The sequence below is a fragment of the Mucilaginibacter inviolabilis genome (assembly GCF_011089895.1).
GTDB classification, from domain to species: domain Bacteria; phylum Bacteroidota; class Bacteroidia; order Sphingobacteriales; family Sphingobacteriaceae; genus Mucilaginibacter; species Mucilaginibacter inviolabilis.
Genome location: NZ_JAANAT010000003.1, coordinates 697544 through 715921 on the forward strand (window position 1 = coordinate 697544; position 18378 = coordinate 715921).

Genomic DNA, 18378 nt, shown 5'->3' on the forward strand with positions numbered 1-18378 from the left:
TTTTATTAACAGCGGTAATTATTAAATTTAAAGGCCATGAAAAACATATTTGTATTGCTCTTTTTATTGCCATTTACTACTGCGCTGGCTCAGCAAAATTATCCGGCCTCTATTGATAATTTTATGCAGGCCCAGGTTAACGTAAATGGTTTCAATGGAAATGTGTTGGTGGCAAGGGCCGGTAAGGTGATTTACCAAAAGGCATTTGGGTATCGTAACTATGATACAAAGCAGTTATTGGATACCAACTCGGTATTTGAATTGGCCTCTGTTTCCAAACAATTCACAGCTATGGGGATTTTGATGCTTTGGGAAAATGGGAAACTCCGGTTGGCAGATACACTACGGAGATATTTTCCTCAACTTCCCTATAAAGGTGTAACCATACAAAACCTGCTTACGCATACATCGGGTTTGCCCGATTATATGACCGTGATGGAACAGCAGTGGGATCATAAAAGGATTGCTTTTAATGATGACATGATCAATTTTATGGCTTTGAAAAGAGTCCCTGCAAATTTTGCTCCGGGCAAAAAGTTTGAGTATTCCAATACCGGTTATGCCCTTCTGGCCAGTATTATCGAAAAAGTATCCGGGTTAACTTATCAGTATTTTATGCATAAAAATATTTTTGTGCCTCTGGGGATGGATCATTCACAGGTTTATAATACCCGGCGTTCCACAAAGGATGTTATTCCCGATTATGCCTATGGGTTTGTTTTTGCAGACAGTTTGAAAAGATATATACTGCCTGACAGTGTAAAAAAGGACGACGCTGTTTTTTACCTTGACGGGATTGTGGGTGATGGCACTATCAATTCAACAACCAGCGATTTGTTAAAGTGGGATCAGGCGCTAAAAAATCATAGTTTATTGAATGCGGTTACGCAAAATACCATGCTTTCGGCACAATCGGTAATGGATACATTAACTAAAAAATACTACGGTTACGGTGTAGGAGTCGGCACAGATCAGTTTGGGAATTATATTAGTCATGAAGGCAACTGGACAGGTTACAGCACTATTTTAACACGCTACCCGGCAAAGGATGTTACCATCATTATTTTATCCAATAACGAATCCAACGTTGCCAATATAGCCTACGGCATTACCGGGATCTTGTTTGACACGCAGGTAACCCCACCTTATGTTCATAAAGAAATAGTTACTGATGCAAAGCTGCTCAGCAAGTATATAGGTAATTACTCCCGTGTTAACCAGGGCCTTACTTTACATCTAAGCATCATTGAAAAAGATGGGAAATTATATCGGCACCAAATTGGTACAGCCGATGTGGAACTGAAACCCGAGTCAAATACCAAGTTTTTTTATGGTGATGGTACCGACAGGCAAATTGAATTTGAAACCGATAAAACAGGGCACATAACCCGGGGCTGGCTTATCAATACCGGCCTGAGATCTGAACTCCATAAGGCAAAAAAATAACGTCAGAGTGCCGGATATTCCGATTTTGCAGATAAGATATAGACTACATCAATTAATTAATTTAGCTATAATTATAAATTATATGCCAACGGCCTAACCTGGGCTGTAATTACCATAAATTAAGCCTGATGACGAAAAAGTTTTTTAAGCACATCCTGTTGCTCTGCTGCTTATTGATCACGGCAGCCGCCCATTCGCAAACCGTTTCTCCATCATTATTACGCGGTCATTGGAAAGCCGTGTGGATAACCGCTCCCGATGAGCCTGCAAAGGACTATGGCGTTTATCATTTCCGGAAAAATGTCAGCCTGAGCGCTAAACCCGCGTCGTTCATTATACATGTATCGGCCGATAACCGGTATAAACTGTATGTAAACCAAACCCTGGTATCTCTGGGCCCAGCCCGTGGTGATACCTATTACTGGAATTATGAAACCGTTGATCTGGCTCCTTATTTAAAAGCCGGCAACAACACCATAGCCGCACTGGTTTGGAACGAGGGCGATTACCGGCCCGAAGCGCAGATCTCTATCCGCACAGGCTTCATTATGCAAGGCAATACCACTGCCGAAGAAATAGTGAACACCGATAAAACCTGGAAATGCATCCGCGATAAAGCTTATCGCCCACTTACCGGCATTGGTTATCATCCCTATTATGTTGCTGGTCCGGGTGAACTGGTTGATATGAGCGCCACCATCAAAAATTGGAATGCCACTGACTTTGACGACAGCTCCTGGAAAAATGCCATCAGGATAGACTATGGTAACCCCAAAGGTACCGTGAATGCCTTTGGCTGGATGCTGGTGCCCTCCTCACTACCGCAAATGGAATTGAAATATCAACGTATCCCCGTGCTTCGCAAAGCGGAGGGGGTAAGCGTTCCTAAATCTTTCCCCTCAGTAAAAACAGCATTCACCATACCCGCCAATACTACGGCTACTTTCCTGCTCGATCAAACTTATTTAACCAATGCTTTTCTTACACTCAACTTTAGCAAGGGTAAAAATGCGGCTATCAAATTGACCTATGCCGAATCGATGTTCAATAGTCTGAATCATGGGATTGTTAAAGGTAACCGGAATGAGGTGGAGGGTAAAATTTTTGCGGGTCGCCGCGATAGTATTATTTCTGACGGTTCAGTTGGGCAAATATTCACAACCCTGGCCTGGCGCACCTATCGTTATATCCAGTTACAGATTAAAACCGGGAGCGAGCCTTTAGTTATCGACGATATTTACGGCACCTTCACCGGCTATCCATTCCAGCTCAACGCCAAACTGGAAACCGGTAAACCCGAAATACAAAAGATACTGGATATTGGCTGGCGCACCGCCCGGCTGTGCGCCGGTGAAACCTATACCGATTGCCCCTACTACGAGCAGCTGCAATACGTTGGCGATACCCGCATACAAGCGCTGGTATCCTATTATAACAGTGGCGACGATCGCCTGGCTCGCAATGCCATCAACCAAATGGATCAATCGCGCATTGCCGAGGGTTTAACGCTGAGCCGTCATCCATCATTTTCGCCTCAGATTATTTCTACCTTTTCGTTATGGTACATCGGTATGCTGCATGATTACTGGATGTACCGGCCCGACAGTGCCTTTGTAAAAAATAAATTGGAAGGAGTCAGGGCTGTACTCGCCTTCTTTAGCAAATATCAGCAGACCGATGGCTCGCTGAAAGATACACCCTATTGGACCTTTGTAGATTGGGTGAATGACAAAGGCTGGGACTTTGGCGAAGCTCCGCAAAGTAAAGACGGCCACTCGGCAGTATTAGATCTGCAGCTGATGTGGGCCTACAACCAGGCTGCCGAAATGGAAGCAAAAATGGGTATGTCCGCCTTTGCCGAAATGTACAAGGCTAAAGCCGCGCAGTTAAAAGCAACTATCCAGAATAAATACTGGGATGCCGGCAGACAGTTGTACGCCGATACGGAGGATAAACAATTGTTTTCGCAGCACACCAATACGCTGGCAGTATTAACCGGGATGTTGACCAATACCGATGCCACTGCGGTATGCCAAAAAATGCTCGCCGATACTTCCATCACCAAATGCACCATCTATTTTAAATATTACCTGCACCAGGCTTTAATAAAAGGAGGGTTTGGGAATGATTATCTGCAATGGCTGGATATATGGCGCAAGAATATTGACATGGGCCTTACCACCTGGGCCGAAATATCCGACCTGGAGCATAACCGTTCCGATTGCCATGCCTGGGGCGCCAGTCCTAATATTGAATTTTACAGGACGATATTAGGGGTAGATAGCTATTCTCCCGGTTTTACCATGGTAAAGATTGAGCCCCATTTAGGCGATCTGAAAAATGTAAGTGGCGAAATTCCACACCCCAATGGGAAACTGTCGGTAAAATATCAACAGGAGAAAAATAAGTGGGCCATCCGGATCAGCTTACCACCGGGTACATCAGGTATACTGATATGGAAGGGTAAAAGCTATTCCTTAAAAGCCGGAGAGAATCAATGGAGTATTTGAAATAAGGCGGGAATATGAAAAAGCCAAAACCGAAAAGCCCCAAATATGTTTAAGTGAATACAAAACTTAAACTTATGACATCTCCTAAATCACTTACTAAAACACGTTGGGTTATTGATGCCAATCGTGTAGTTGTATATCCTTCCCGTATAGCTTATCCGCTCGGTATATTAGTGGCCCTTGTTTTTGTGGGCATCATGGTAACTTATTTAACATCTGCGCAGGGCGGAACGTCTGTTTCAATCACCTTTTTTATTTTCCTGGTGGTGATACCCTTGTTGTTTCTGGGATATGGAAATACTTATGTGGAGTTTGACGGATCAAGGGGTACCATGCAAAGAAAGTTCTTCGGGATTATCCCGGGTAAAACCGTATCCATGAACGATCTTCATGGCATTAATGTAGTTACCCAGAACGGAGGCTATAATTACAGGATGTTTTTAAAAAGAGACAGATATGGCAGGGGAATCATTGTATCTTCGGGCTATAGAAAAAATACCGATGCTAATGCACAGGCATTTGTAGATCAGGTAGTGCCGGTTATACATGGTTATTTAGATCAGTATGGCAGCGTAGTTGGTAGCGCACCGCAGCCTATTACATCCTATAAGTATTATAACAACACGGGAGGTTCTTATACCATAAAAAGCAAAAAAATAGCGATTGTTATTTTTAGCCTTATATTTTTTGCTGTTGGTATTTATGCATGGGTAGCTCATTGGGCAGAAGATGTAAGTTCCACACAAAAAATACTGGTAGTGGTGATATGCCTGGGTTTAGGCCTGATGGTTCTTCAGGCTGCTTTTGTGAAAATAGTTTTTGATACAGGATCTCAAACCATTATCAAGACAGGCCCTCTCGGATTAGGTAACAAATCTATCTCATTTAGTGATTTTGCCGGTTTTCAAACTATACGTAAAAGCACCAACATGGTGTATACGGGTACAGAAGTGCATATGTATTACCGCTTCCCAAATTCTGAAAAGCAGGGAACTATCCTGTTGCACGCATTTAAATCGAGCGGAGAAATAGAGCGTTTTCTGGAAGAGACACGCAGCATTATGAAGATATAATAGAAACTACAATACATGTAAAAAAATAATGCCGAAAGCGTTCCGCCTTTCGGCATTATTTTTTTACATGAAATTTTTTTCATGTAACAGTAGGATTTAATGAAATTTAAATGCTTTCTTAGCGTTATGTAACAAAAAAATTACATAACATGAGAAAAATACCCCTATTGATGCTCGTGGTGATCCTTTGTGCCTGCAAAAAAAACAACCAGGAAGTCGCCATTGAAAAAAACAAAACCAACGCAAGCGTAAACATCGACTACCAGCAGGAGATGCGCAATTTTGTGATCGGGATAAGTAAATATGCTAAAAGCGCGAATCCCAAATTTGCCGTTATACCGCAAAACGGTATTTCATTGGTAACGGTTGATGGCGAGAAAACAAGTGCACCTAGCACCGCCTACCTCAACGCTATTGATGGTAACGGACAGGAAGATCTGTACTATGGTTATGACAATGATGACCAGGCAACAACTACTAAAGTTACTGATGAATTAAGGAGCTTCCTGGATATTTCAAAAAATAACGGAAAAAAGATCCTGGTTACCGATTATTGCTCAACGCCATCAAACATGACCCGGTCATATAAGGTTAATGACGATAACGGTTATATTTCATTCGCGGCAGATGAAAGAGAATTGAATAACATCCCAGACTTTCCCGCGAAGATCAATAAGGAGAATGCTAATGTGATTACCTCGATTAGCCAGGCCAAAAACTTTTTGTACCTCATTAATAATGCCGATAATTTTACTTCGAAAGCGGATTTTATTAAGGCAGTTACAGCTACAAATTATGATGCTTTGATTATGGATGCCTATTTTGAGAAAGTGGCCTTTACCAGCGCCGAAGTTAATGCCCTGAAAAAGAAAGCAAACGGTGGCAAGCGTATCGTTATTTCCTACATGTCAATCGGCGAAGCAGAGAATTACCGTTATTACTGGCAAAATACCTGGAAACCAGGTAACCCTGTTTGGCTGGACGCGGAGAATCCTAAATGGAAAGGAAATTATAAAGTAAAATACTGGAATAAGACCTGGCAAAACATTATTTACGGCAACGATGCTTCTTATCTGAAAAAGATACTCAATGCCGGTTTTGATGGTGTTTACCTCGATATTATTGATGCCTTTGAGTATTACGAAGGTAAAAACTAGTACAGAAGATTAGGTTAACCTGCTCACCCCCATCTTTTGATGGGTCGCCCTCTTTTCGCCTGCAATGGAAAGGGGGCTTTTTTATGGAGAGGCAATTACACTGCTGCTGGCAGCAGAAATATTTCTGCTTAGCATATTTATTATATTTGAAAATGGAATTAAGTCAAACAAAATCAGAAATTAAGAGATCGATTTCTGTATATCTCTTACTTACTTTATTCTTCAGCACTATCGTTTGGATATTAACCCTTCATGGGGGCACGGGCCGGATTGGCGGCCGTATATATGGATATGGTATTATGTGGTGCCCGGCCCTGGCAACTTACCTAACGTGTAAAATACTCAAACTCGACTTTAAGGGTTTAGGGTGGCAATGGGGTAACCCGAAATACCAGGTTTGGGCTTATTTTATACCGCTGATATACGCGGTGATCAGCTATGGTATTATCTGGGTGATGGGATGGGGCGGATTTTATAATAAACAGTTCATCAAAGAAGCCGAGCAATCGCTGGGTTGGAGTAATCTTCCTGATAGCGTTTTTATTCCCTTGTTTTTCCTGGTTAATGGCGTTATAGGCTTTTTTGCAAGCATGTCTACTGCCTTGGGCGAGGAGATAGGATGGCGGGGCTTCCTGGTACCCCGGCTTAGTAAAATTAGCGGCTTCACTGCTACTTCTTTGATAACCGGCATTATCTGGGCTGTATGGCACTATCCTTTAATTGTATGGGGAACCTATAACGGGGGCACACCTTTCTGGTACAGCTTAACTTGTTTTACGGTAGCTATAGTAAGTATGAGTTTCATTTGCACCTGGTTCAGACTAAAATCAGGTAGCTTGTGGACCGGTGTTATGCTGCATGCCAGCCATAACCTTTTTGTTCAAAGTTTTTTTACCCCGATAACCGTTGCTAACGCGCAGACCAAGTATTTTGCCGATGAATTCGGAGCGGCTTTAGCCGTTGTATCTGTTTGCTTCGCCATTTACTTTTGGACAAGACGTAAGGAATTAAGTGTAGCTGGGTAAAGCCAACAAGCGCAAATAAACACTCGGCAATTGACTCACCCCGACATCGCTGCGCTCGTCACCCCTCTATGCGCGAAGCGCATAGAGGGGTTTTTATTTTATTTTTGTCATCCTGAGGAACGAAGGATCTATTCTTCAAATTGAAAAGTTCAATAATAGATGCTTCACTACGTTCAGCATGACAAATCTATTTTTTTACCTCCGGCGAAGCATAGACCGGGTGAGTAGGCTCTGCGCCAAAAATGTGTTTTTACTTACCCCAGTTATCCCATGCGGCCTTAGCAATTTGGGCTATAACGCCTTCCCGTTCTTCAGTATCTGCATAGGTATCTGCAATAAATACGGCTATCAACAGGTGCTTATTATTAGGCAGGGTAATAATGCCAACGTCATTAGTGGTGCGGGTAAGGCCGTAATGGGTACCGGATGAACCTGGTTTATGGGCAACAACGGCCTGGGCCGGGAGCATGCCTTTTAATCGTTTTGCACCTGGTCCGGATTTGATCATAAGGTTCAGCAATAATTCATTATGCGAGCGATTAAGCAGCTGCCCGGCATAAAACTTTTTTAATAAAAGTAGCATCGCTTCGGGTTTTACCCAGTTGCGGTATTGTACCCAATCATCAGATACCTGTACCATTTCGGTGGTGCTGATAGCTATATCCCGGATGCCGACGCTATGTATGTACTGATTTATCTTTTGACAGCCACCCAAAATCCTGATGAGTACATCACAGGCGCTGCCATCACTGTCTGAAACATTATAACGCAAAAGCTCCAATATGGAAAGGGTGACACCATGGGCATAACGATCGCGAATAGGGCTAACACCTACCGGGATAATTTCAGTCGGACTTACCTTTACCTGCTGGTTAAGGGATAGCCGGCCCAATTCTACCTGGTGTAATACCGCAATCGCGATGGGTAATTTATAAACACTTTGCATCGGGAATTTATCACCCGCACGATAATTCACCGTATCACCGGTTTCAACAATCATGGCCGAAACGCCTACCTGCGCTTTAATACCAGAGGCAATTTTAATAACCTGCTGCCGGATGGATTGAGGCTGACTAAAAGTATAAAGCGGTAAAAAGAGCAGTAGATATAAAAAGCGTTTCATCATACAATCAATAAATAATGCGTGGGTAAGCCAACAAAACTATTAAAAGTGAAATGATAATAGATCGCTTTTCTTTTTTAAAGAATCGCCATAGCGTTTTTAAACGCAAACCCAAGTTAAGCACCCGTTGCAAACGAGCGCAAGTAAAAAAACGTTATAAGCAAAGGCTGGTTAAAAACCAAAACCCCGTCAAACAACTTCCTTGTTTAAAAGTTTATAAAAAGTGTAATAAAAACAATCAATTCTAACAGAAATAACATTTATGGCAGTTTTTGCCATTATTGAGTAAAATACTTTACATTTCGGTTTGAAAAGAAAAAAGCTGCGCTAACTTTACCTCTGTGCTTATTGTATTAATTACACCAATTTAATTGAATAATTAACAATCAGATATTATTAAAAATGTGATATTTACGTGCGGGATTTTTTTAACCGGTTTAATTAACAGTCTGCCGCACCTAAATACAGCTAAATCTATACGAATGAAGAACACGCCAACCAAGGTAAAAGTCCTCTCCATCGATATCGGTGGGTCACATATCAAAGCCACCATCCTTAACGAAAAGGGCGAATTGAAAATGGACTATGATAAAATTGTAACACCCGCGCCCGCAAGTCCCGAAAATCTGATAAAAGCCATCAAGACCCTGGTGAAGAATTTTCCTTCCTATGATTATATATCGGTAGGTTTTCCGGGATATGTAAAAGGCGGCGTTATCAAAACGGCGCCAAACTTAGGTACCAAATTATGGACCGGGTTTGATCTGAGTACAAAACTAGGCGAGGCATTAGGCAAGCCAGCCAAAGTGGTAAATGATGCGGATATGCAGGGCCTTGGTGTGGTTGATGGCAAAGGCCTGGAAATGGTAATAACCCTGGGTACCGGTTTTGGTACAGCTTTGCTAATGGATGGTCATTTATTGCCCCACCTGGAATTGTCGCAATTGCCTGTTAAAACCGATAAAAACTATGATGAGTATATCGGTGAGAAGGCATTGGAAAAATATGGCAAGGAAAGATGGAACAAACGGATGCAGAAAGTTTTTGAGATTTTAAAAACTGTATTCAATTACGACACTTTATATATAGGCGGCGGCAACTCCGATAAGCTTACTTTTAAGCTGGATAAAAATATGAAGATAGTAACCAATGCCGATGGTATAAAAGGCGGCTCACGGTTATGGCTTTCTGACGCCGAGAGCAGAATTACAAAAGCAACACCAACTAAATAAAATCATACACACCGAATTAACAATGGAAAATACGAAAGACATTGAAAAATTGGCGATAGATACCGTACGGGTATTATCTGCCGATGCAGTACAAAAAGCAAACTCTGGTCACCCTGGAACCGCGATGGCTCTTGCACCAATGGGGCACGTTTTATGGTCAAAATTTTTAAACTATAACCCTAAAAACCCGGATTGGGCAAACCGCGACAGATTTATCCTTTCGGCAGGTCACGCCTGTATATTACAGTACAGCTTTTTGTATTTAACGGGATATGATTTGAGTTTGGATGATATCAAACAATTCCGCCAGCTGAACAGCAAAACTGCCGGTCACCCGGAATATGGTTTGGCTCCTGGTGTGGATGTTACTACCGGTCCGCTGGGTCAAGGTTTTGCCAATGGTGTAGGTTTCGCCATAGCGCAAAAACATTTGGCAGCACGTTACAACAAACCAGGTTTCGACCTTTTTAACTACAATATTTACGCAATCACCAGCGATGGCGACATGATGGAAGGTGTAACATCAGAAGCAGCATCACTGGCCGGTCATCTACAACTGGGTAATTTAATTTACCTGTATGATGATAACCACATCTCTATTGAAGGCAGTACCGATATTGCTTTTAATGAAGATGTAAGCGCCCGTTTCCGTGCATACGGCTGGCAGGTACAGGAAGTATCTGATGTAAATGATACCCATGCTTTAGAATTGGCTTTGATCAACGCTAAATCCGAAACACAAAAGCCATCACTGATCCGTGTTCGCTCATTGATCGCTTATGGTAGTCCAAATAAATCGGGTACTGCAGGTTCACACGGTTCGCCGCTGGGTGCCGACGAAATAAAACTGGTTAAACAGTTCTTTGGTTTCGATCCTGAAAAATCATTCAACGTGCCAGACGAGGTAATCAAATACTACCACGAAAAAGGTGCTAAAGGCGAAGGCAAAGAGGAAAAGTGGAACAAACTATTTGCCGACTATAAAGCCAAATACCCAGAACTGGCTGCCGAGTACGAAGCCGCATTTAAAGGTGAACTACCAGCAGGCTGGGCAGATAAACTGCCGGTATTTAAAGCCTCTGACCCTAAAATGGCAACCCGCCAGGCATCTGGTAAAGTGTTGAACGCTGTTGCAGCAAACCTGCCCAACCTGATTGGTGGCGCGGCCGACTTAGCTCCATCAACAGATACCAACCTGAAAGAATATAACTCATTCACTTCTGAAGACAGGCATGGCCGTAACTTCCACTTTGGTATCCGTGAGCATGCCATGGGTTCGGCTTTAAATGGTATGGCTTTAACAAAAGGCCTGTTGCCATTTGGTGCTACCTTCCTGCAATTTGCTGATTATATGCGCCCGCCGATCCGTTTGGCAGCCATTATGAAAGTGAGCCCGATATTTGTTTATACCCATGATAGTATCGGTTTAGGTGAAGATGGTACAACCCACCAGCCAATCGAGCACTTAGCAACATTGCGTGCCATCCCTAACGTAACCGTTATCCGTCCGGCTGATGCAAACGAAACCGCATTTGCGTGGAAAGTGGCTATCGAGAAAAAAGGTGGTCCTACTGTATTGGTGTTCACCCGTCAGGGTTTGCCTATCCTTGACCAGGATAAATATGGTAAAGCCAGTGATTTGGAAAAAGGCGCATACATTGTATCAGAAGGCAGCAAAGGTCCGGATCTGATCCTGATAGCAACCGGCTCTGAAGTATCGTTGATTATGGAAGCCCAAACTAAGTTAGAAGCCGAAGGTATCTCCACCCGTGTGGTAAGTTTCCCATCATGGGAGTTGTTCGAGAAACAGGATGCCGCTTATAAAGAAAAGATATTCCCCAAAGCAAACCGCAAACGTTTGGCTGTAGAAATGGCATCCCCAATGGGCTGGCACAAATACACTACCGACGAAGGCGATATGCTGGGCATGACCACCTTTGGCGAGTCGGCACCTGCAGAAGACCTGTACAAACACTTTGGTTTTACGGTAGAGAACGTAGTAGCCCGCGCTAAAGCTTTGTTATAGTGGTTTAGTATCAAGTAGTTAGTATCAAGTATCAAGAAAATGTTTTACATCTTGATATTTGGTACTGGTTAAAAAGACAATGAAAAGTCTTGATACTTGATACTAGCTACTTGATACTAATAAAAATATGGATTGGAATAGCAATTTAATCACAAACCTGGAATGGTCGTCGGAGATCACCCACATCAGCGGTAAGCAGAAGGTGGCCGATGAAATTGCCGCGAAGGTAAAGGATGGCGATATCCTGGGCGTGGGCTCGGGCTCGACCGCTTACCTGGCCCTCGTTGCTATAGCCAAAAGGATAAAGGAAGAAAAGCTGAACGTAAAGGCCATCCCTACATCGCTGGAGCTATCCATGTTTTGCAGCAAACTGGGCGTGCCTTTAACATCCCTGTATGAAAACAAACCCGACTGGCTGTTTGATGGCGCCGATGAGGTCGACCCCAACAACAGCCTGATCAAAGGGCGCGGCGGGGCCATGTTTAAAGAAAAACTACTCATCAGCTCGAGCGAGGTAAGCTATATTATTGTTGACGATTCGAAAATGGTAACTAAATTAGGCGCGAATTTTCCCGTTCCGGTTGAGGTATTTCCGCAGGCCTTGTTGTATGCAGAAAAAGAACTGCAGCAACTGGGTGCTAACGACATTCTGCTTCGCCCGGCAAAGGGTAAAGACGGACCGGTAATTACCGAGAACGGCAACATGATACTGGATTGTAAATTTGATGAGATAGGCAGCACGATGGAACGGGATATCAAATCGATCACCGGCGTTATTGAAAGCGGGCTTTTTATAGGCTATAACCTGCAAATTTTGGTGGCGTCGAATACGTAGGGAAGGGATAATGGATTTGGGGAGCAAGGAATAAGGACTCTGAAAAGAAAAAGGGTGTCATGCTGAGCTTGTCGAAGCATGGTGTAGTGGCCTCTGCGCACAACCCTTCGACAAGTTCAGGGTGACAGCCTCTCCCGTTGTTTGTGTCCTCACAAACAACCCGTGTTTGGGCAATCAAGAATAGTTGTTTGTGAGGACACAAACAACGGGGATGAATGAATTATGTCTTTTTAAAAGTCTCACCTTTTAGGGGGAGATTTAGAGGGGGCTAAATGATACTCAGGTTACCTGTTTTACAATATAAATTAGGAACTTTAACCTATAATACAAATGCAGGCGGTTGGGGAGGTAAAACCGCCATTGGCACAAAAAATACATCTACCTCATAAATTGAATTTTGAACTTTAAAACAACCTAATAAAATGGCAACTAATAATGTAAAGCAAATACATAGTTTCGGACAAAGCATCTGGCTTGATTTTATTGATCGGGAGATCATGGCATCCGGAAAGTTAAAAAAACTGATCGATGAAGATGGTGTTAGAGGCGTAACCTCAAACCCGGCCATTTTTGAAAAAGCCATCACCAGCAGCTCCGACTATGATAACGATATTGTTGAGCTGTCAAAAACCACTGACGACAATGAGCAGCTGTTTTTTGGTTTGGCCGTAAAAGACATTCAGCAGGCAACCGATTTGTTTAAAGGTATCTACACCGAATCAAACAAAGTTGATGGTTACGTAAGTTTAGAAGTTTCTCCGTTTTTAGCTTTGGATACCGAAGGTACCGCTAAGCAAGCAGAAGAGCTTTGGAAAAAAGTTGACCGTAACAACGTAATGATCAAAATTCCGGGAACACAACCTGGTTTAGCGGCTATCAGACAGTCAATCGCTAAAGGCATCAACATCAACGTAACCTTATTATTTGGTTTAGAGCGTTATGAAGCCGTTACCGAAGCCTACATTTCTGGTTTAGAAGATCATTTGGCCGCAGGTCACGAGATTGCTCATATTTCATCAGTAGCCAGTTTCTTCCTGAGCCGTATCGACGTGATCGTTGATCCGCTGTTGGAAGCTAAAGGCGAAAAAGACCTGGTTGGCGAAGTTGCTATCGCGTCAGCAAAAAAAGCATACGAAATTTACAAAAGAGTGTTCAGCTCCGAAAGGTGGAAAAAACTGGCAGCCAAAGGCGCTCAGCCACAACGCCTGCTTTGGGCAAGTACCGGCAGCAAAAACCCTGCTTTTAAAGACACCAAATATGTGGAGGCCCTGATCGGTCCGGATACTGTGGATACCGTTCCATTGGAAACTGTTGACGCTTTCCGCGATCATGGTATTGCCGCCAACACTTTAGAAGCCGGTTTAGATAAAGCTACCGAAGTTTTAGCTAAACTGCCAAGCTTAGGTATCGATCTTGCCGCTATCACCCAGCAACTGGAAGATGAAGGCATCGAGAAATTCAACAAGCCATTCGAAAAATTATTGAACGCTATCGAGGAGCAAAAAAGCAAAGTAAGCTAATTGCACCATGGAAGCAGCAAATATTAAAATCCTCTTTTTTGACGTTGGTGGCATTTTGCTCACCAACGGCTGGGGGCGCGATTCGCGTAAGCTGGCCTGCGAAAAATTCGGGCTCGATCATGCCGAAGTGAATGAGCTGCACAACTTTGTATTCAACGTATATGAAATTGGCAGCATCACGCTCGACGAATACCTGGATACGGTAATTTTTAATCATCCGCGCGATTTTGTTCGTGAGGATTTTAAAGAGTTCATGTTTTCCCAGTCGGTTGTACTGGGCGATACACTGGCCTGGTTGAAAGAGTGGAAAAAAGACTGCGGTTTCCGCATCATTTCGCTCAATAACGAAGGCAAGGAACTGAACGATTACCGGGTTAAGAAATTCAAGCTGCATGAGTGCTTTGATGCTTTTGTATCATCGTGCGAAGTTAAAATGCGCAAACCCGATCCGGGTATCTGGCAGTTGGCCATGGGTATTGCCCAGGCTTCCCCGCAGCAATGTGTGTATTTTGACGATCGTATCATGTTTGTGAACACGGCCCAGAAATTGGGTATCCGTGCGTTCCAGCACACCGATTTCGAGACCACCAAGAAAATATTAGAAGATCTGAAGAAAGAGAACGGCGTTCATTAGTTCACTGGTTCATTAGTTCATTGGTCTTTTCCAGTGAGCAATATTATTAATAAAGTATTCACTAATAAACCAGTGAACTAATGAACCAACAAGCTAACTAATGAACCAATGAACAAGTGAACCAATAAACAAACAAAATGAGCGCAACAGACAATAAATATGCTTTCGGTATGATAGGCCTGGGTGTTATGGGCCGCAGCTTGCTGCTAAACATGGCCGACCACGGTTTTGCAGTAGCCGGACATGATAAAGATACCACCAAAGTAGCATCACTGAACGAAGAAGCCGGCGATCGTGCCGCTAAAGGTTTTAGCGATGTAAAAGAATTTATCCAGAGTTTAACCACGCCACGTGCCATCATGATGCTGGTGCCGGCCGGTAAAATTGTGGATAGCGTAATTGAAGAACTGACTCCGCTATTGGAGAAAGGCGATATCCTGATCGATGGCGGTAACTCGCACTTTACCGATACCAACCGTCGTGTAGAAGAACTGGAAGCCATTGGCCTGCATTTCTTTGGCATGGGTGTTTCTGGTGGCGAAGAAGGCGCGCGTCGTGGCCCGAGCATGATGCCGGGTGGCGATAAAGATGCCTACAACGTAATGAAGCCTATTTTTGAGGCCATTGCCGCCAAAGTTGATGGTGTACCTTGCGTAACCTACATTGGTCCGGGTGCATCTGGTCACTTTGTTAAAATGGTGCACAACGGTATCGAGTATGGTATTATGCAGCTGATTGCTGAAACCTACGAGATCCTGAAAAAAGGTTTGAAACTGGATAACGACGAGATTGGTAAAATTTTTGCCGAGTGGAACGAAGGTCGTCTGCAGTCATTCCTGCTGGATATCACCAAGGATATTTTCAAATTCAAAGCACCGGGTACCGATCATTTATTATTAGATGATATTAAAGACGAGGCCCGTGCCAAAGGTACCGGTAAATGGACATCGCAAGTGGCTATGGACCTGCAGGCACCTATCCCTACGGTAGACACCGCGGTAGCCATGCGCGATCTGTCGAAATACAAACAACTGCGTGAAAAAGCAGCTTCACTGTACGCTAAAGACCCAATTGTATTGGATGCCGATAAAGCCGAGCTGGTAGCTGCATTGGAGCAGGCGTTCTATTTCACCATGATCATCAGCTACGCACAGGGCATGCATTTGCTGTCGAACGCATCAGCAGAGTATAACTATGACCTGCACCTGGGCGAAATCGCCAAGATCTGGAGAGGCGGCTGTATTATCCGTTCAAAATTCCTGAACGATATTTTCAAAGCTTACGAAAAAGATGCCAAACTGGAACACCTGCTGCTGGATTCAAACGTACAGTCGATTGTAGAAAGCGTGGTACCAGGCATCAGAAAAGTATTGTCAAAAACTATTGCTGCCGGGGTAGCTGCACCAGCCTACGCCGCATCGTTAAGTTACTTCGACGCTTTCCGCAGTGCAAGAATGCCATCCAACCTGATCCAGGCTCAGCGCGACTATTTCGGCGCGCATACTTACGAGCTGATCGGCAAAGAAGGCACCTTCCATACACAATGGTCGCCAGAAGATTAGTATCAAGTAGCTAGTATCAAGTATCAAGATTTTTCATGTGCTATCAATGCCGTTTTTAGTCTTGATACTTGATACTAGCTACTTGATACTAGCTAAATACTAATGAATAAAGAGAGTTAATATCAGGTATCAGAACAGGAATGCATAATTTCAAGGAACTGAAAGTATGGAAAGCAGGAATCGAAATATCGAAAATTGTATTTCAATTATGCAAAGCTTTACCTGCCGAAGAGAAATATGGATTAATTTCCCAAATGATACGATCGGCTATTTCAATACCTTCTAATATTGCAGAAGGTTGCGGAAGAAGATCTGATAAAGAGCTGTACCACTTTTTAAGTATAGCATTAGGATCTTCCTTTGAATTGGAAACGCAATTGATTATTGCTAAAGAGTTTAATTATATAAGCCAGGAAAAGCTGGATGAAACCAGCACAATAATTACAGAGATACAAAAAATGGTATATGGCTTGCAAAAAAGCCTCACCACCTAAAAAAATCTTGATACTTGATACTAACTACTTGATACTAAGAAAAAACAAAATGAGCACACAAACTAAATCAGATCCTACTATATTCATCATTTTTGGTGGCACGGGGGATTTAAATTCACGGAAAATTGCGCCGGCCCTGTATAATCTATTTTTAGATGGATGGCTGCCAAAACAATATTCCATTATAGGAACCGGTCGTACCAAACTGACTGACGAGCAATTCCGCGAGAACTTGCATAACGATATCAATCAGTTTTCGCGCAGCGGTAAAGTTGACGAGAAAAAATGGGCCGACTTTGTAAAAAACATCTATTACCAGGTATCAGATGCCAACGATTTTGAAACTTATAAAGAGTTTGGCAAGCGTATCGAAAAACATAACGCAGATTGGAAAGTTAAAGCCAACGTTATATTTTACCTGGCTGTAGCACCAAACTTCTTCCCGATCATCGCCTCGAACATATCAAAAGCCAAACTGGCCGACGATAAGAAACGCGTACGTATCATCATCGAGAAACCATTTGGTCACGATCTGGAAACCGCCAAAGAGCTAAACAAGCTATTGTCTGGTATTTTTGACGAGTCACAGATCTATCGTATTGATCATTACCTGGGTAAAGAAACCGTTCAGAATATTATGGCTTTCCGCTTTGCCAACTCCATTATGGAGCCACTCTGGAACCGTAATTATATTGAGCACGTACAGATCTCGGTTACCGAGCAACTGGGTGTGGAAGAACGGGGCGACTATTACGACGGATCTGGCGCTATGCGCGACATGATCCAGAATCACTTATTGCAGCTGCTTTGCCACATAGCCATGGAACCACCGGTAAGCTTTAGCGCCGACGAAGTGCGCGACCGCAAGGTTGACGTATTGAAAGCCATGCGCAAATTTGGTCCGGAAGATGTACGTAATTCGGCCGTTAGGGGTCAGTACGGCAGCGGCTGGATGAAAGGTAAAGAAGTACCGGGCTATCGCGAAGAGCCAAAAGTTAATCCGGAATCAAACACCGAAACTTTTGCCGCTATCAAATTCTTTATTGATAACTGGCGCTGGCAAGGTGTGCCGTTTTACCTGCGTACAGGTAAACGTATGCACCAGTCGTCATCGGTTATTACCATTCAGTTTAAGGATGTTCCTCACCTGATATTCCCTACCGAAGCCGCCGAAAGCTGGCAGCAAAACAGGCTCATCATCAGCATACAGCCCGAAATGAGCATTCGTTTGCAGGTACAGGCCAAGCGCCCGGGTATTGACATGGTGCTGAACGCCGTGGATATGGTGTTTGATTACAAAGGCACCTATACCAACCAGGCACCAGAAGCTTATGAAACGCTGATACTGGATACCATGCTGGGCGATCAAACCCTGTTTATGCGTGGCGACCAGGTAGAGGCCGCATGGGAACTGGTAATGCCGATCCTGAGCACCTGGCAAAATAAAAAGAGCCTGAATTTCCCTAACTATTCTGCTGATTCATGGGGACCGGAAGCCGCCGAAGCACTCATTGCCCGCGACGGATTTACCTGGTTCACCCTGCCGGTAAATGGGAAAAAAAGTTAATAAGTAATTAGGGCTGCGTTGTTCGAAGTCTCTGACTTCGGACGACTATGTTTGTAGTCTTCAGACTACATGATAATAAGAGATAAGGAGTTATGCCTGTAGTTGCAAACTACAGGCATAATCGTTCGAAGTCATAGGCTTCGAACAGCGAAGAAGAAATAATAATGAGAGTGA

At 43.4% G+C, this 18378-nt stretch carries 14 protein-coding genes; 13 read left to right on the plus strand and 1 reads right to left on the minus strand.

All coding sequences use genetic code 11. The features are described from left to right. Window positions 1-36: 36 nt before the first annotated feature. From G7092_RS22990 to G7092_RS23010, 5 genes are all read left to right on the plus strand, one after another. Window positions 37-1446 (plus strand): serine hydrolase, encoded by a 1410-nt coding sequence (locus G7092_RS22990; protein ID WP_166092975.1) that lies wholly within the window; start codon window positions 37-39, stop codon window positions 1444-1446. 128 nt (window positions 1447-1574) lie between these two features. After that, window positions 1575-3956: an alpha-L-rhamnosidase-related protein gene (locus tag G7092_RS22995; protein ID WP_166092977.1), complete on the plus strand. Its 2382-nt coding sequence runs from the start codon at window positions 1575-1577 to the stop codon at window positions 3954-3956. A 74-nt stretch (window positions 3957-4030) separates the two neighbouring features. Beyond that, entirely contained in the window at window positions 4031-5029 is a 999-nt protein-coding gene (locus G7092_RS23000) for a hypothetical protein (RefSeq protein WP_166092980.1), read from the plus strand. 149 nt (window positions 5030-5178) lie between these two features. After that, window positions 5179-6186, plus strand: a complete 1008-nt coding sequence (locus G7092_RS23005; RefSeq protein WP_202985385.1) for an endo alpha-1,4 polygalactosaminidase — start codon at window positions 5179-5181, stop codon at window positions 6184-6186. Window positions 6187-6338: 152 nt separating this feature from the next. Then, window positions 6339-7211: a CPBP family intramembrane glutamic endopeptidase gene (locus tag G7092_RS23010; RefSeq protein WP_166092982.1), complete on the plus strand. Its 873-nt coding sequence runs from the start codon at window positions 6339-6341 to the stop codon at window positions 7209-7211. A 250-nt stretch (window positions 7212-7461) separates the two neighbouring features. Here G7092_RS23010 and bla read toward each other — a convergent pair whose 3' ends face one another. Continuing rightward, on the minus strand, window positions 7462-8337 hold the full coding sequence (gene bla / locus G7092_RS23015) for a class A beta-lactamase (protein WP_166092985.1): 876 nt from the start codon (window positions 8335-8337) through the stop codon (window positions 7462-7464). Between the two features lie 479 nt (window positions 8338-8816). On the opposite strand from bla, the gene G7092_RS23020 reads away from it, so the two are divergent. The 8 genes from G7092_RS23020 (at window position 8817) to zwf (ending at window position 18204) form a co-directional block, all read left to right on the plus strand. Continuing rightward, window positions 8817-9566, plus strand: a complete 750-nt coding sequence (locus G7092_RS23020) for an ROK family protein (protein ID WP_166092987.1) — start codon at window positions 8817-8819, stop codon at window positions 9564-9566. Between the two features lie 22 nt (window positions 9567-9588). Further along, window positions 9589-11592, plus strand: a complete 2004-nt coding sequence (gene tkt, locus G7092_RS23025) for a transketolase (RefSeq protein ID WP_166092989.1) — start codon at window positions 9589-9591, stop codon at window positions 11590-11592. Window positions 11593-11719: 127 nt separating this feature from the next. Next, window positions 11720-12427, plus strand: coding sequence for a ribose 5-phosphate isomerase A (gene rpiA / locus G7092_RS23030; protein ID WP_166092991.1), 708 nt, complete (start codon window positions 11720-11722; stop codon window positions 12425-12427). A gap of 422 nt (window positions 12428-12849) precedes the next feature. Further along, window positions 12850-13947, plus strand: a complete 1098-nt coding sequence (gene tal, locus G7092_RS23035) for a transaldolase (RefSeq protein ID WP_166092994.1) — start codon at window positions 12850-12852, stop codon at window positions 13945-13947. A 7-nt stretch (window positions 13948-13954) separates the two neighbouring features. Continuing rightward, complete coding sequence (locus G7092_RS23040) at window positions 13955-14581, plus strand: HAD family hydrolase (RefSeq protein ID WP_166092996.1); 627 nt, start codon at window positions 13955-13957, stop codon at window positions 14579-14581. 137 nt (window positions 14582-14718) lie between these two features. Beyond that, on the plus strand, window positions 14719-16143 hold the full coding sequence (gnd, locus tag G7092_RS23045) for an NADP-dependent phosphogluconate dehydrogenase (protein ID WP_166092998.1): 1425 nt from the start codon (window positions 14719-14721) through the stop codon (window positions 16141-16143). 140 nt (window positions 16144-16283) lie between these two features. Then, complete coding sequence (locus G7092_RS23050; protein WP_166093000.1) at window positions 16284-16637, plus strand: four helix bundle protein; 354 nt, start codon at window positions 16284-16286, stop codon at window positions 16635-16637. A gap of 49 nt (window positions 16638-16686) precedes the next feature. Then, window positions 16687-18204: a glucose-6-phosphate dehydrogenase gene (gene zwf, locus G7092_RS23055; RefSeq protein WP_166093002.1), complete on the plus strand. Its 1518-nt coding sequence runs from the start codon at window positions 16687-16689 to the stop codon at window positions 18202-18204. The last annotated feature ends 174 nt before the right edge of the window (window positions 18205-18378 follow it).

Excerpts from the sequence above, each read along its gene's own strand:
- gnd (WP_166092998.1), top strand. The coding sequence starts at position 14,719 with ATGAGCGCAACAGACAATAAATATGCTTTCGGTATGATAGGCCTGGGT.
- G7092_RS23005 (WP_202985385.1), top strand. The coding sequence starts at position 5,179 with ATGAGAAAAATACCCCTATTGATGCTCGTGGTGATCCTTTGTGCCTGC.
- G7092_RS23010 (WP_166092982.1), top strand. The coding sequence starts at position 6,339 with ATGGAATTAAGTCAAACAAAATCAGAAATTAAGAGATCGATTTCTGTA.
- G7092_RS23050 (WP_166093000.1), top strand. The coding sequence starts at position 16,284 with ATGCATAATTTCAAGGAACTGAAAGTATGGAAAGCAGGAATCGAAATA.
- tkt (WP_166092989.1), top strand. The coding sequence starts at position 9,589 with ATGGAAAATACGAAAGACATTGAAAAATTGGCGATAGATACCGTACGG.
- rpiA (WP_166092991.1), top strand. The coding sequence starts at position 11,720 with ATGGATTGGAATAGCAATTTAATCACAAACCTGGAATGGTCGTCGGAG.
- G7092_RS23040 (WP_166092996.1), top strand. The coding sequence starts at position 13,955 with ATGGAAGCAGCAAATATTAAAATCCTCTTTTTTGACGTTGGTGGCATT.
- G7092_RS22990 (WP_166092975.1), top strand. The coding sequence starts at position 37 with ATGAAAAACATATTTGTATTGCTCTTTTTATTGCCATTTACTACTGCG.
- zwf (WP_166093002.1), top strand. The coding sequence starts at position 16,687 with ATGAGCACACAAACTAAATCAGATCCTACTATATTCATCATTTTTGGT.
- bla (WP_166092985.1), bottom strand. The coding sequence starts at position 8,337 with ATGATGAAACGCTTTTTATATCTACTGCTCTTTTTACCGCTTTATACT.
- G7092_RS23020 (WP_166092987.1), top strand. The coding sequence starts at position 8,817 with ATGAAGAACACGCCAACCAAGGTAAAAGTCCTCTCCATCGATATCGGT.
- G7092_RS22995 (WP_166092977.1), top strand. The coding sequence starts at position 1,575 with ATGACGAAAAAGTTTTTTAAGCACATCCTGTTGCTCTGCTGCTTATTG.
- G7092_RS23000 (WP_166092980.1), top strand. The coding sequence starts at position 4,031 with ATGACATCTCCTAAATCACTTACTAAAACACGTTGGGTTATTGATGCC.
- tal (WP_166092994.1), top strand. The coding sequence starts at position 12,850 with ATGGCAACTAATAATGTAAAGCAAATACATAGTTTCGGACAAAGCATC.